This is a genomic window from Streptomyces sp. NBC_01275, assembly GCF_026340655.1.
Classification (GTDB): domain Bacteria; phylum Actinomycetota; class Actinomycetes; order Streptomycetales; family Streptomycetaceae; genus Streptomyces.
In genome coordinates this window covers 7,667,399-7,682,728 of the sequence record NZ_JAPEOZ010000001.1, presented here as the reverse complement: position 1 = coordinate 7,682,728, position 15,330 = coordinate 7,667,399, and the positions used below count along the sequence as shown (strand labels likewise).

1 protein-coding gene (running past one end of the window) is annotated in these 15,330 nt (G+C 73.4%); it reads right to left on the bottom strand.

Annotated features, from left to right (window positions below; translation table 11 throughout):
• Positions 1–15,330, bottom strand: the 5' portion of a protein-coding gene (locus OG562_RS33825) for a lonely Cys domain-containing protein (protein ID WP_266404792.1). It extends 29,088 nt beyond the left edge of the window; 15,330 of the gene's 44,418 nt are visible here — the first part of the coding sequence; it begins with the start codon at positions 15,328–15,330; its stop codon lies beyond the left edge, outside the window.

Genomic DNA, 15,330 nt, shown 5'->3' with positions numbered 1-15,330 from the left:
GAGGCCGTCCCAGGTGACGTCGCCGTCGGTGTAGTCCACCGGCCGGCCCAACCCGTTGAGCAGCTTGCCGGGCAGGTCCGGGTTGAGGAGGCCGACCCCGGAGATCGCCAGCAGCAGCGGCACGCTCAGATCCTGGGAGAACACCACGGGGTCGCGGGCGAGCAGGCGGACGAGCTCGTTCTCGGACACGGTGTACGACGGGCCGCCCGGGTCGCCCGGATCGCGCAGCCGCAGCAGCCCGTTGCCCAGGGCCTCCCCGGTGACGACCAGCGGCACGGGGCCCGAGCGTCTCTTCCACGGGGCCGGGGTCCTGGCGGTGGCCGAGGTCCTGACCATGGTCGTGTCGACCCCGTGGGAGAACTCCGTACCGGTGAAGTTCCGTCCGCCCGACGCCTGATCCGTTTCGGGGATGAAACTGCCGTCGCCCAGGAACCCGCTGTCCTGGAAGTAGAAGGCGGCCAGCGTGTCGAGGTCGCCCGCGTCGTGCCCGGTGGCGATGGCCATGGCCACCAGCGTCCGGGCCTCGGCGGACCCCGCCGGGTCCGGTTGCGCGGGGGCCGGGCGGTGCAGGATCCGGGCCTCGAAGGCGTCCCTGTCCGGCTGGCGTTCGTACACCTCCTCGGTCTGGACCTGCGCCCAGAAGTACTTGGACCGGTGGACGCTGGTCACCCGGGTCGACGCGTCGAGGCCCAGCACCGTACGGACGTCGTCGTCCGCCGGACCGGCCGGGTCCATCCGCCCTGCGACCGCCAGCACCTCGGGCAGGACCACGAACGCCGAGAGGGTCGAGCCCCGGGTGTGCCAGGCACGCGACGCGTCGCTCAGCGCCGTCTCGATGTCCTGGGCCGTCAGCGGGCCGGGGGCGGCGCCCGATGCGGCCTTGTGCACCTCGGCGACCCGGTACAGCAGGTCCATGGTGAAGTGCGGGGCGGCCAGGGACAGGACGGGGTCCGCCCGCCGCATCAGTTCCAGCGGGCCGGCCAGCGCGAGCAGCGCCGGATAGCCGGGGTGGAGGTCGATGTCGTCCCCGAAGACCTCGCGCAGGGCGCGCACCAGCCGCAGCGTCTCGTACCGGTCGGTGTCGGAGACCGGCCCGGGGTCCTGGTGCAGCCCCGCCGTCCGGGCCCGGGCGTCCAGCTCCGCCCCTTCCGGCTCCGGGTGGCGATCCCGTGCCCAGCCCTGTGCGTCCTGCACGTCGGTGAAGGCCAGGGCTATGTCCTCCTGCGTACCTGTCGTGGCGATGGCGTTCGTCCGGTTGCCGCCGTTGGCAACGACCAGGCCGGACCTGTTCGCCAGGACCTGTGTGTCGGGGATGTCCTCCAGCGGGTCGAGGGTGAACGGCGGGGGCGCGGCGGCGTCGGTCCATCCGGTGGGCAGGCTGGAGCCGGCGTCGCTGAAGCAGGGCCCGTAGTACAGCCTGCGGCGCGGGAGGCCCCTGGCGGTCTCGGCCTGGCTGAGCGCCATGAGGTCCCGCACGCTGCGCCGCCGGAGGAGCACGGGGATGAACCTTTTTCCGGGGACCAGGATGCCCCTGCCGTCGGACAGCGGCACCCTGACCCCGTGCGGCCTGCCGTGGGTGAAGAAGTAGTAGTCGGCGTGCGGGGCCCACTCGGGTGCGCCCACGAACTCCCAGGTCGCCGGGTTCCAGTGCATCTTGGTCGTGATGCTCTTGTAGTTGCGGAAGTGCCTGAGGCTTATGGCGACCTTGTCCTCGGTGGGCTGGAACGCGGTCCGGCCGTGCCGCTGGTAGGCGGGGTCGACGAGGGTGCGGGTGCGCCACAGCGGCTCCCACCATTCCGGCCGGTCGGCGGGGTTCGGGGGGCGGTAGTCGGTCGGCAGGCTGCGCACCCAGTCGCCCAGCGGCTCGCCGGGCCGCTCCAGCCCGGTCAGGTACTGTTCGCCGGTCACCGGATCGGTCGTCTGATCGAGCAGACCGCTGTACGACCAGACGGTCCGCTGCGTGCGCCAGGCCAGCAGTTCGACGAATTCCAGGCCCAGGTCGCCGGAGTGGGGCCAGGCCACCGCGAGCGACACGCCGGGGGCCAGCTTCTTCGCCTCGACGACGAGGTACTCGATGACGTCCTCGATCGGCACGGTCCGCCGGCCGCCGCCGGGCCAGGGCACCTGGACGCTCCTGTGGTCACCGCGATCGCCCAGCGCCATCAACGGCGTGACCGTCCACGGGGCCCGGGCGTACGTGACCGTGCCGTCGAGCTGCTCACTCCCCACCAGGTAGGTGGAGACGTCCTTGGTGGTGGAGCCCCAGTTCAGGCCGGTGCCGGTGCCGCCGTTGAGCGACAGGACGGGGAGCTTGGCGGTACGGAGGTGGTGGGCGCCCAGCGCGGCGAGGCTGGTGGCGCTGCCCTGGGCGATGGCGTCCCGTACGAGCGCGATCAGCTCGGCCCGGTCCGCGTCGGTCACCTCGGCGTCCGGGGGCAGATGCAGGACCCGGCTGGTCAGGGCGTCCGGATCCAGGGGGCCCTGGCCGTGGAGCGGGTCTTGGGACCAGAGGTTCTGAAGGACGGCGGGCAGGGGGTCGGGGGTGGGGTGGGGTGGGGCGGACGTGACGGGGGCGGACGTGACGGGGCCGGGGCGGGGGGGACGTTTTTCAGCCTGCCCGGCGTTTGAGGGCACGCCCGAAGGGCGTACCGGGGTCTGGGGCGGAGCCCCGGTTTCGGGAAGGGGCGGGGTGGGGTGAAGGCCCGCCGCAGGCGCCACCCGCACCGCCCCGATCCCCGCCCCGGCCCCCGCCGGCCCGTGGGTGATGACGGTCGTGACCGGGTTCGCCCCGGTCCCGGGGCGCAGCTCCCGCCAGCCCCCGGCGGTCGCCGAGGTGGTGTCGATCCGGAACGGGGAGTACGGGTCGTCCGGCTCGTCGCGGGTGAGGTCGAGCGGCCCGTCCGTGAACACGACCGGGCGGCCCAGCCCGGCCAGCACCTTCCCCGGCAGCGCCGGATTGCGCAGGCCGAGCTCCGGGATGCCCAGCACCAGGGGAACGTCCAGCTCCTCGCCGTAGATCTCGGGGTCGCGGGCCAGCAGTTCGACGTACTCCTCCTCTGACACCTCGTACCAGGGCCCGCCCGGCTGCCGGACCCGCAGCCGTCCGTTGCCCAGCGCCTCCGCGGTGGCCAGCAGCGCCGACCCCCACGGCGTGTCCACGAGGGTGGGGGCCGGGGATCCGGGGGTGGTGGACGGCACCAGCCACTTGTCCAGATTCACCTCGCGGGCCTGGTCCGGCCCGGCGTGGTCCCGGCCGCCCGCCGTGCCCTCGCCGGTGATCAGGGTGCTGTCCCGGAGCAGGCCTTCGAACTCCAGGTGGGCGGCGGCGATCGCGTCGATGTTGTACGGGTCGCGGCCAGCTGCCAGGGCCTTGGCCACCGCCCAGCGTGCGCGGCCGGATGCGGAGGGGTCGGGTTGGGCGAGGTGCAGGATGCGGGCCTCGAAGGCGGGCACGTCCGGCTGACGTTCGTACACCTCCTGGGTCCGGACCTGGGTCCAGAAGTACTTCGAGCGCTGGGTGCTCGACAGCGCGGGGGCACCGCTCGGATCCATGCTCAGTACCGACAGGACATGGCGGTTGCTGGGGCTGCCGAGCTGCCGCGCGACCTGCATGACCAGGGGCATGGGCGCGAAGTGGGAGAGCTTCGGAGCCGGTGGGGGTGCGAGTCCCGCCGCCACTGCCGCCGCCGCGTCCGCTGCCGCCTGCCGCTGGGTGGCGAGGGCGCGCGTCAGGGCGTGCCGGTAGTCCGCTGTTGTCAGGGCGGTCGGTGCGGTGTTCGTCCGGACCTGGTGGTCGGCGCGCACGACCCGTTCCAGCAGCTCCATGGTGAAGTGCGGGGCGGCCCGGGACAGGTCGAGGTCCGCACGCCGCATCAGCTCCAGGGCACCGATCTCGGCCAGCAGCGTCCTGTATCCGGTCTTGCTGTCGATGTCCTGCCCGAAGACGTCGCGCAGTGCCCGGGTCAGGCGCAGCGCGGCGTCCCGGTTCGCAGGGGAGACCGGACCGGGGTCGGTGTGCAGCCTGGCGATCCGGGCCCGGTGTGCGAGTTCGGCCGGCTTCGGCTCGGGCCAGCGCTTCTGCCGCCGCCCCGGCCGGCCCCGCACATCGGTCAGCAGGCCGTGCAGGTAGTCGTTGCCGATCTGCATGGTCGTGGTGGGCCGGTCGCCGATGGAGTCCATGATCAGACGGGTCCGGTTCGCCGCGTGCTGGGTCGGGGAGACGGTCTCCAACCGGTCGAGGACGAACGGATCGGGAGCGGCGTCCCCGTCCACCTCATGGGGCAGGTCAGAGGCGGCGTCGGCGCGGCAGGGTCCGATGGACATCTCCAGCGGCGTTTCGCCCCGGGCGACGCGTGCTTCGCTCTCCTTGGTGAGTGAGCGCACGCTGGGCCGCCGTGACAGGGCCCCGGCAAAGCTCTTCGCGGGCACGGTGATGACGCTGCCGTCGTCCAGCGCCACGTCGATGCCCTCGGCGCTGCCGTGACCGTCGTAGAAGTACTTGGCCTTCGACGGGGGGCTCAGTCGGCCGACCACGTGGCCGGTCACGGGGTTGACGTGGAACGTCCCCTTGAAGTCCCGCAGATGGCGGTAGTGGTGGTACCTGTTCTCCAGGCCGGGCTCGTCCGGCGGGAAGGACGTCCGGCCGCCGCTCCGGTGGTCGGTGGAGACGATGGTGCGGGTCGCCCACCTGGCCTCCCACGGCTCGGGTACGTCGTCCGGGTCGGATTCGGAGCCGGAGTCGGATTCGGAGTCGAGGAGTTCGTCGGGGTGGACGGGGAACCAGTCGCCGATCAGGTTTCCGGGTTCGCTGTAGGAGGTCAGGACGAGGCGGCCGGCGGCCTGCCCGGCGGTGGTGTCTGTGCCTGTGTCGGCCGGTGCGGGGCGTGGTGCCACGGGGCCGCTGTTGACCCAGAGGGTCTTGCCGAGTCGGTGTGCTGCCTGGCGTACGGGGAGGAGTCCGCCGTCGCCGGAGTTGGGCCAGGCGAGCAGGATGTCCGTGACGTCGGGCCGGTTTTCCAGTTCGACGAGGAGGTATTCGGCGACCTCGGCCATGGTCATGGGGCGGTGTCCGCCGCCGGGCCAGGGCACGTCCACGTGGTCCGGGCCGCCCGAGGAGGCGGCCAGGGTCAGGAGGACTCCGTCCCAGGGGGCCTTGGTCGGCGGGGTGGTGGGTCCGCCGGGCGGGTCCACGATCCGGGTGGTGTCGAGGTCGAGGTCGGGCAGGTCGGTCCAGTTGCGGCCGGGTCCCTCGGTCCCGTTGAGCGTGATCGGGCGGCCGGTGGTCTCATCTCCGGTGGTACGGAAGTGGTGGGCGCCCAGCGCGGCCAGGTTGTGGGCGCGGCCCTGGGTTTCGGCGTCCCGTACGAGCGTGGTCAGTTCGGCCCGTACGGCGTCGTCCACCTCGGCGTCGGCGGGCAGATGGAGCACCTGGCGGGCCACCACGGCGACGTCCAGGGGGGGTTGGCCGTGCTCCGGGTCCTGAGACCAGAGCCGGTCCAGGACCGTGCGGACGTCGGCGTCGAGGCCGGGGGCCGAATCGTCGGCGGCCGAGTCCGAGTCCGAGTCCGAGTTCGACTCCGAGCCCGACTCCAGGTCCGAGTCCGACTCCAGGTCCGAGCCTGCGGCGAGGGTCGCCCCGGCCAGGATCCCGCTCAGGCTGTTCGGGTCGGACGCGTCGGACGGGTCCGGCGGGCTGCCGATGGCCCCGTAGTCGCGGCGGGCGGAGGGGTTGAGGTCGAGGATGCTGTGGGCGGTGGAGGTGGACGGGGTGAACGCCGGTTGCGGGTTCTCGACGACCTGGCCGGTGGCGTCGAGGACGACGATCCGGGCATCCGCCGCCGACAGGCCGGGCGCGGTGGTGAGCCACTGCCCGTCGGGCGCCTGGAGTTCGATCCAGACGGGCTCGGCCTTCCCCCGGCCGTCGGCGGTCAGCGGCTGGTAGGCGGCCCAGGCCTGTCCTTGCTGGTCGCCGGGGCGGCGGGCGAGGATCAGCACGACGGAGCCGGGGTCCTGCGCGCGGAGAACGTCGAGCACGCGGTCCCAGTGGCCGGCCTGCTGCCATGCCTGGCCGGGGGCCAGGGAGGATTCGGCCGGGTCCTGGAGCAGGACGGACTTGTCCAGGCTCCGGGCGGGGCGTACGCCCTTCGGGAACAGGGCGTTGCGCAGCGACCGCAGCAGCGGCAGGCAGTCCAGCGCGTCCGGGCCCGCCCAACGCGCGATGGTGGCCAGCTGGTTGATCAGGTTCAGCAGCCCGACGGTGTCCAACGGGCCGGGGGCGGTCGGGGGCGTCATCGGCTGCGGGTGTACGGCGGTCGCGTCGGCCGGCACGAGGGCGTCGGGGCCGGTGGGGTCGGCGGGACCGCTGTCCGTGACAGCCGTGGCATCGCTGGCCGGCCCGGTGGCGGACGGGTGGACCGTCGACCGCGGCGGTGCGGTGGACACCGTGCCCGGAGCCGACGGTGCGGGCGACACCGTGTCCGGAGAGGCCGGTGCGGCGGCCACCGTGCCCGAAGCCGGCGGTGCGGCGGCCACCGTGTCCGAAGCCGGCGGTGCGGCGGACACCGTGCCCGGAGCCGCCGGCGCGGCGGACACCGTGTCCGAAGCCGCCGAGGCGTTCGTCGGCAGGCTCTCCGGGGTGTCCGGATGCGCGAGCTTGCGCCAGGCATCGGCGCCGGGTGCCGTCACGTCGATGACCGCCGGGCCCTTGCCGCCGCGGCCGTCCCAGACGACCTCGTGGTCGGTGAACAGCACCGGCCGGCCCAGCCTGTCGAACGCCTTCGCCGGCAGGTCCGGGTTGAGGACGCCGACCCAGGAGATCGCCAGCACCAGCGGCGCCTTCAGCGATTTACCGAAGATGACCTTGTCGCGGGCGAGCAGCTCGACGAGTTCGTCCTCGGGCACCGTGAGCGCCGGGCGGCCCGGGAGGCGTATCCGCACCAGCTCGTTGCCCAGGGCCTCTCCGGTGACGACCAGCGCGGGTTCGGTGCTGCCGGCGATGTGCCACGGGGCCCAGGCCATGGTGCCGGGCGCGACCTTGACCACGGTGGCGTCGACCCCGTGGGGGAGGGACGTGCCGGCGAAGTTCCGCCCGCCCCCCACCGTCGGTGTGGCGAGGATTCCGCTGCGGGCGCTCATGAACCCGATGGAGTGGAGGAAGTGACTGGCCAGCGCGTGGACGCCGTACAGGTGGTGCCCCGTGGCCACGGCCCTGGCCGTCAGCGTCCAGGCCCGGGCGGACCAGGTCGGATCCGGCCGGTCGGGGGTGGGCTGCGGCCGGTGCAGCATCCGGGACTCGAAGGCGCCCCGGTCGGGCTGGCCGGCGTACACCTCCTCGGTCCTGACCTGGACCCAGAAGTACTGGGACCGGTGGAGGGTCTCCACCCTGTCCGCCGGGTCGAGGCTCAGCACCGTGCGCAGGTCGTCGTCGGTCGAGCCGGGCGGGTGCAGCCGCGTGGCGAGCGCCATCACGTCCGTGATGTCCACGAACCCGGAGACGGGCAGGCCCGGCTGCTGCCAGAGCCGCCACGCCGCGTGGTTCAGCATCGCCTGCACGTCCTGCGCCGTGAGGGGGCCGGGCGCGGCGCCCGACGCGGCCTTGTGCGCCCTGGTGACGTGTTCCAGCAGGTCCATGGTGAAGTGCGGGGCGACCGGGGCCAGAACGAGGTCCGCGCGCCGCATCCGTTCCAGGGAGCCGATCGCCGCCAGCATGGCCGGGTACTGGGGGTTCAGGTAGGTGTCCTGCCCGAAGATCTCGCGCAGCGCCCGCTCCAGCCGGAGCGTCTCCGCCCGGTCGGCGGCGGAGGCCGGCCCCGGGTCCCGGTGCAGCCCCGCTGTCCGGGCATGGGCGTCCAACTCCTCCCAGGTCGGCCATGGATGGAGGTCCGGGGCACTGTTGTGCCGATCCTGCACGTCGGTGAACCCCGCGAGCAGGGTCTGGCCCGGCCTGTTGAGGACGGCGGACATCCGGTCGCCCCCGTTGGCAATGATCAGGTCAGACTTGTTCGCCAGGTACTGCGCGTTGGAGATGCCCGACAGCGGGTCGAGGGTGAACGGCGGAGGAGCCGCGCTCTGGGTCCAATGGTGGGGCAGGTCGGAGACGGCGCTGCCGAAGCAGGCGCCGAAGTACATCCTGAGCCGTGGGAGGCCCATGGCGACGGCGGCCGCGTTCCGCTCGATGAGGGCGATCACGCTGTTCCGCCGGACGAGTCCGTCGATGAACTGCGGTCCGGGGAGCTGGACGGTCCTGCCGTCGGTCAGGGGGACGCTGATGAGCCCCGGGGCACCGTGTGCGAAGAAGGCGTAGTCCACCCATGTGAGCGGCTGGGACCCGCCCACCAGTTGCGAGGTCGCCGGGTTGTAGTGGACCTGGGTCGGGTTCTCCCGGAAGAGGCGGTAGTTCTTCATACGATGGTGGAGACCGAGCTCGGTGAGATGGAACGCCGACCGGCCGTGCCGCTCGTGGTCGGTGTCAACGAGGGTGCGGGTGCGCCACAGCCGCTCCCACCACTGCGGCGGGTTCGCCGGGTCCGGGGCGCGGTAGTCGGTCGGCAGGCTGCGGACCCAGTCGCCTATCGGGTTGTCGGTCAGCGCCATCGCGGTCAGGAACCGGCGGCGGGTCGTCCGGTCGGCCAGCACACCGAGCGGACCGCTGTGCGACCACACCGTCCGGTTGCTGAGCCAGGACAGCAGCTCGGCCGCCGCCAGGCCCAGGTCCCCGGAGTTGGGCCAGGCCAGCACGATCTCCACGTCGGCGGGCAGCGCTCGCGCCTCGACGACGAGGTACTCGATGGCCTCCTCGATCGGCATGTTCCGCCGGGCGTTGCGGGGCCAGGGCACCTTGACGTGGGTGGAGTCACCCTCGTCGCTCAGCGCCACCAAGGGCGTGCCCGTCCACGGGGCGGGGCCGACCGTCAGCAGGCCGTCGGCCTGCCGTCGGGCCACCATGCGGGTGTCGAGGTCGCCGGTGGTGATGCTGCTCCAGTTCACGCCGGCCCCGGTGCCGTTGTTGAGCGACAGGACGGTGCCGGCCCCGGCGGTACGGACATGGTGGGCGCCCAGCGCGGCGAGGTTGTTGTCCCGGCCCTGTGCCACGGCGTTCTGTACGAGGGCGGACAGCCGCGCCCGCACGGCGGCGTTCACGGGGGCGTCGGCGGGCAGGTGCAGCACCCGGCGGGCCACGGCGGCCAGGGCGGCCGGGTTCCAGGGGCCCCGGCCGCGCACCGCCTCCTGGGCCCAGAGCACGGCGAGGAGTTCCAGTACGGGGTCGGCGGCCGGGGCGGGTGCCGGTGCCGGGGGGCGGGATGACCGGCGCCGGGAGCCCCGGGGCGGGGCGAAGGTCACGGGTCTGGACGTCACGGGTCCGGACGGTGCGGGGGGTGCGGGGGTTGCGGCGTCGGCCCGGGTCGCCCGGGCCAGGATCAGGGGCAGGGTGTTCGGGCGGGCGGTGCCCACGGCCGGGTCTACGGCCGGGGTTTCGGCCGCGCTCGTGGCCGGGCCCTTCGCCGGGCCCTTCGCCGGGCCTTCGGCCGGCGCCGACAAGGTGTAGGGATGGACGGTGCTGGAGGGATTCTGCCCGACCTTCGGGTCCAGTCGGGTCCAGGTCGAGGCGGTCATGGGCGTCGTGTCGATCCGGGACGGGCCGTTCGGCCGGTCACGGAGCAGGTCGAACGAGTCGTGCGTGAACCAGATCTCGCGGCCCAGCACGGCCATCAGCTTGGGTGCCAGGTCCGGGTTGCGCAGGCCGGCGCCCGAGATCCCCAGCACCAGCGGCACGTCCAGGGGCCGGCGGAAGATCTCGATGTCGCGGGCCAGCATCTCGGCGTACTCGTCCTCGGACACGTCGTACAGGGGTCCGCCGGGCTGCCGGATCCCCACCCGCCCGTTGCCCAGGGCCTCCGCGGTGGCCAGCAGCGCCGTCGGACCCCACGGGGTGTCCACGGCCTTGCGGTCGGCGGACCCGGGGGCCGACGGCACCAGCCACGTGTCCAGGTCCACCCGGTGGGCGAGGTCCTGTCCGTCCGGGCCCGGCCCGGTGTGGTTCCGGCCGCCCGCCGTGCCACTGCCGGTGATCAGGGTGTCCGCCCCGAGCAGGCCCAGGGACTCCAGGTGGGCGGCGGCGAGCGCGTCGACGTTGTACGCGTCGCGGCCGGTGGCCAGCGCCCTGGCCACCACCCAGCGTGCGGCTTCGGAGTGCTGGGGGTCGGGCTGCGCGAGGTGCAGGATCCGGGCCTCGAAGGCGGGCCGGTCCGGCTGGCGTTCGTACACCTCCTCGGTCCGGACCTGGGTCCAGAAGTACTGCGAGAGGTGGACGCTCGTGAGCTCGGGCACGGTGTTCGGGTCCAGGCCCAGCACCGACCGGACCTGGATCTCGTCGGGGTTGCCGCGCTGCCGCACGACGTCCATCACCAGGGGCAGGGGCACGAAGGCGGAGAGCTTGATATCCGGCGGCGGTGCGACCCCCGCCGCCGCTGCCGCCGCTGCCGCCCGCTGCCGGGTGCCGAGGGCCCGGCCCAGGGCGTGCCGGAAGTCGCCCGTCGTCAGGGCGGAAGGCACGGTCCCCGTCCGGAGCCCGACATTGGCGCGTACCACCCGTTCCAGCAGCTCCATGGTGAAGTGCGGCGCGGCGGCGGCCAGTTCGAGATCGGCCCGCCGCATCAGCTCCACGGCACCGATCGCCGCCAGCGCTCTCGGATAGACGGCGTTGGTGTCGACGTCGTCGCCGTAGATCTCGCGCAGCGCCCGGACCAGGCGCAGCGTGGCGTTCAGGTCGGTGTCCTGGACCGGGTCGGGGCCGGTGTGCAGCCCGGCGATCCGGGCCCGGTCGGCGAGTTCGGCGTCCGTCGGCTCCGGCCAGCTCGTCCGCCGCTCCCCCGGCCGGCCCCGCACGTCGGTCGCGTCGGCGGTGACGTAGTCGCCGTTGTCGAGGCGCGACAGCATGCTGGCCCGGTTGCCGTTGGAGTCGATCCTGAGGTCCAGGATGTTCGCCACGACCTGGCTCCCGGAGACGGTCTCCAACCGGTCGAGGACGAACGGAACGGGGGCGCCGTACTGAGACCACTCCCACGTTGTGGGCAGGTCCGTGCCGGCGCCGGTGTAGCAGAGGCCGACGAACATCTTCCGGGGCGGCTTGCCCTGGGCGACCTCCGCCGCGCTGATCTCCCTGAGCCTGCGCACGCTGGGCCGCCGGCGCAGGCCACGGGCGTAGTTCGCGATGGGTACGACGACATCGCTGCCGTCGGTCTGCGCCGCCGTGGCTGTGCCGGGACCGCCGTGACCCCACACGGAGTAGTCCACGTCCGTCGGCAAAGGTCCCGCAGGGCCCGTCAGCGCGCGGGTCGCGGGGTTCCACCGGTACCTCGCCACGAAGTCCGGCAGATGGCGCAGAAAGTCGTATCTGCTCTCCAGGTCGTTGTGGGCCGTTGAGAGGGAGGCCATGCCATGGCGCTGGTGGTCCTCCGAGACGATGGTGCGGGTCGCCCAGTTGGCCTCCCACGGCTCGGGCACGTCGTCCGGGTCGGGGTCGAGCAGTTCGTCGGGGTGGACGGGGAACCAGTCGCCGATCGGATGCCCGGGCGCGCTGAGAGCGGTCAGGACGGGGCGGCCGGGCTGCCCGGCGGTGGCGTCGGGCAGCGGCTCCACCGAGAGGGGGCCGCTGTTCACCCAGACGGTCCTCTTGGTAAGGCGTGCCACCAGACGCGGCAGGAGGAGACCGAGGTCCCCGGCACCTGGCCAGGCCAGCAGGATGTCCACGTCGGGGGGCAGCCCCTCCGCCAGCACGGCGAGGTACTCGGCGACCTCCGAGAGCCCCATCCATCGATGTCCCCCGCCGGGCCACGGCACCCTGACCCCGGTCGGCCCGCCCACGGTTCCCAGCAGGGTCAGGGGGGTCTTCTTCCACGGGGCTTTCTTCTCCACGGGGGGCTGCCCCGTCGGCCGGTTCACCACCTGGGTGATGTCGAGGTCGACGTCGGGCAGGTCCGTCCAGTTGCGGCCCGGCTGCTCGGCGCCGTCGAGGGAGATCGGCCGGTCGGTGGTGGCGCTTCCGGTAGTACGGAAGTGGTGGACGGCCAGCGCGACGAGGCTGGTCGCCCGGCCCTGCTCCACGGCGTCCCGTACCAGCGCGAACAGCTCCGCCCGGATGGCATCGTTCACGGGGGTGGTCGTGGTCAGGTGCAGGAGGGAACGGGCCAAGGTGTCCAGGTCCATCCCGGGCCCGGGGTACGGGGCCTGGAGGTCGGACAGCACCTTCAGCTCGGCGGCGGAAGCGGCGGCGAGGGCGGGGGAGAGGGGGCCGGCGGGGGCCGGGGCCGGGGTGACGGGGGTGGCTCCGGCCAGGATCCGGTTCATCGCGCGCGAGCCGGAGGGGCCCGGGGCGCCGTCGCTGTAGGTGTGCGGCTCCGTCACGGTGCGGGTGGGTGCGCCTGCGGCGGGCTTGTCCCCCACCCCGCCCCTTCCCGAAGTGACACGTGCGGCTCCGCCGCGTGGCGGGGCCAGCCCCGGACCCCGCTCCTCAAACGCCGGAGGGGCTGGTTTTTCAGCCTGCCCGGCGTTTGAGGGCACGCCCGAAGGGCGTACCGGGGGCCGGGGGGCGGAGCCCACCGTTTCGGGAAGGGGCGGGGTGGGGTGAAGGCCCGCCGCAGGCGCCCCACCCGCACCCGCAGGCGCCCCGGTCGCGGGCAGGGCCCCCGACGCGGTGGGCATGGGCCGCGCGGGGCCCGGCTCCGGCGCCGGCGCGGGGGCGAGCGCCGGGAGGGCCCCGATCGCCCCGGCGATCGACGCCGGGCTGCGCGGGTCCAGCCCGGCCCGCTGGGCGAGTTGGCGGGCCAGCTCGGCGGGCGTCGCGGCGAGATCCACCGTGAGGTACGGGGCGACGACGGCCGGTACGAGCGTGACGTGCAGCAGGTCGCCGTCGGGCAACTGGATCGCGGGGGTGTGGAACAGCGCGTCCACGCCGTCGACCAGGTTCGACCACGCGGTGTCCCGCTCGGCGTCGGTCATGGTGCCGTCGGTGGCCCCGGTGCCGCCGGAGACGAACGCCACCTCGATGGTCAGGTCCGTGACCGGCTGCCCCTCGAAGACGAAGCGCCGCACCTCGAAGGAGGCGGAGCCGTGCTGCTCGGGCGCCACTGCCGAGGGGACGTCCGCCGGGGTGTCGGCGGTGGCGCCTTCTGCGTCGGGCTGCTGCCAGGCGTGGTCGCGTCGCACCGCGTCGGCCTGGGCGCGGGCGCTGTCCCAACCGGGCGGGTTGTGGCCGGCGGCGGAGCTGCTCGGGAGAGTGGCAGGGGTGACGGCGGGTGCGACGGCCGGGGCGTCGGCAAAGGTGTTCTCGACGTCGGACTCGGACTCGGACTCGGACTCGGCCCCGGGCTCGCCGTCGGTCCGGTCCTGCCCGTTGTCGCGCTGCGCCGGGTCGGTCTGGCTGCGGTTGGTGTCCACTCCGGTGGCTGGCTGGCCGGTGGCGGGGCTGTGCGGGGTGGTGGCGGGCGTGGTGGCAGGGGTGACGGCGGGAACGTCCGCCGGGGTCTTCTCGGCGTCGAACTCGTCCTGCCAGGCGTCGCGTTGCGCCGGGTCGGTCTGGGCGCGGTTGCTGTCCCATCCGGTGGGGGTCTGGCCGCTGGTGGGGATGGCGCCCGGGGTGGTGGCGGGCGTGACGGCCGACGTGTGGGCCAGGGGCGTGCCGGACGCGTTGGGCACGCCGCTCGACCCGTCCTCGTACGCCTCGACGAACGCACTCTCCGGGCGGAACGGCGAGACCCCGGTGGACAGGACGGACCGCGAGGCGCCGGCGGTGTTCAGGGCCGAGGAGGGCAGCCCGCCGGTGGTCTGGAGCGGGAGGGAGCTGTTGAGGCCGACGGGGGTGGTGGTCCGGTTCGGGAGCCCGTCGGTGGCGGAGGTGCGGTCCGGGCGGACGGACGACGACGAGCCGTCGGATCCGTTCGAGCCGTTCGAGCCGTCGGTGCGGTCGGTCCGCTCCGTGAAGCCGTTGTTCGCCGAGCCGCCGCCGCTCGTCGGCACGGCGACCGGCGGGGTCTGAACGGGCGGCGCCTGCGTCGGCGGGACCGGTGTCGGCAGCGGCGTGAGCACCGGCGGAGTGGTGCGCGAGCCGCCCGTGGCCCCGTCGGGAAGCTGTCCCGCGTTCGCCGGCGGCACCGAGCCGGCGCCGGAACCGAAGCCCGATCCGGCCCCGTTGACACCGTTGACCTGGTCTACGCCGCCGTCGGAGCCGTTCCGGGTCCGGTCGCCGCTCCAGCCGTTGTCCATGTTGTTGCGGAACGTGTTCTCGTCGTTCACCCCGCCCGGCGGGATGTTCGGCGGGAAGAACTTGGCCCGCAGCGCCAGCGCCCCGCCGGCGAGCCCCCCGGCGACCACGTCGCCGATGGCCCCGCTGGTCGTCCCGTACAGCACCGTCCCCCAGTCGAAGGCCCACTGGCCCTCGAAGCCGTTGAAGAGCGTCTCCGCGACCCCCTCGCCGAGGCCCTCGGCCGCGCCGCTGATGCCCACGTCCACCGCCCAGCCGGGCGCGTTCCTGATGTCGAACCTGCTGTTCGGGCCGCCGCCGGGGGTGGGCAGGTTCACGTCGAACTTGCCGAGGTCGCGGGGGAGGTCGGTCTTGAAGAACCTGGCGCCGACGTTCTTGAAGAAGTTCCCCAGCGTCGAGAACACACTGATGACGCCGCCCGCGATGGCGCCGAACGCGAACGACTTGACGACGGCGAGCCAGTCGACGTTCTTGAGCCGGCGGTCGTCCGGGTTGAGCCCCATCTGGAAGAGGTTGACCCCGAGGGTGATCATGGCTTCTTGGATGCCCTCGACCAGGCTGGGCCCGATATGGGTGAGCCGGGTCAGCCGGTCGATGATCATCAGGATCGTCAGGGTGGTCCGGGCCCGCAGCAGCCACGCCTGGGTCAGGGACGTCCCGCCGGTGAAGAACGCCATCGCCGTCAGGAACGCCATCTCCGCGAGGAACATGATGCATTCGGCGAGGATCTCCCACTTGGCCTGCTGGACGTTCTGGGAGATGCCGACCTGGCCGTCGGCCGCGTCGTCGAGGCTCTTGGCGAACATCTCCAGGTAGTCGACGCCGCTCCCGTTGTTGCCGGTGAGGAGGGAGAGGGCCTCCACGTACGGATCGGCGACGCCCGGCGGGAGGGCCCGCGAGGCCTCCTGCACATGGGTGTTGAGCATGTCCCGGAAGCGGCGGAGCCGGCTCGCGAGATCGGTGTAGACGACACGGCTGTCGAACGCGAGGTTCTCCCTGGTGGTGAGGGGAGTGACGCCCAGCGTGTACTTCAGGAGTTCCGCAGCCCAGGGCGGAAAGTTGATCTCCTCCAT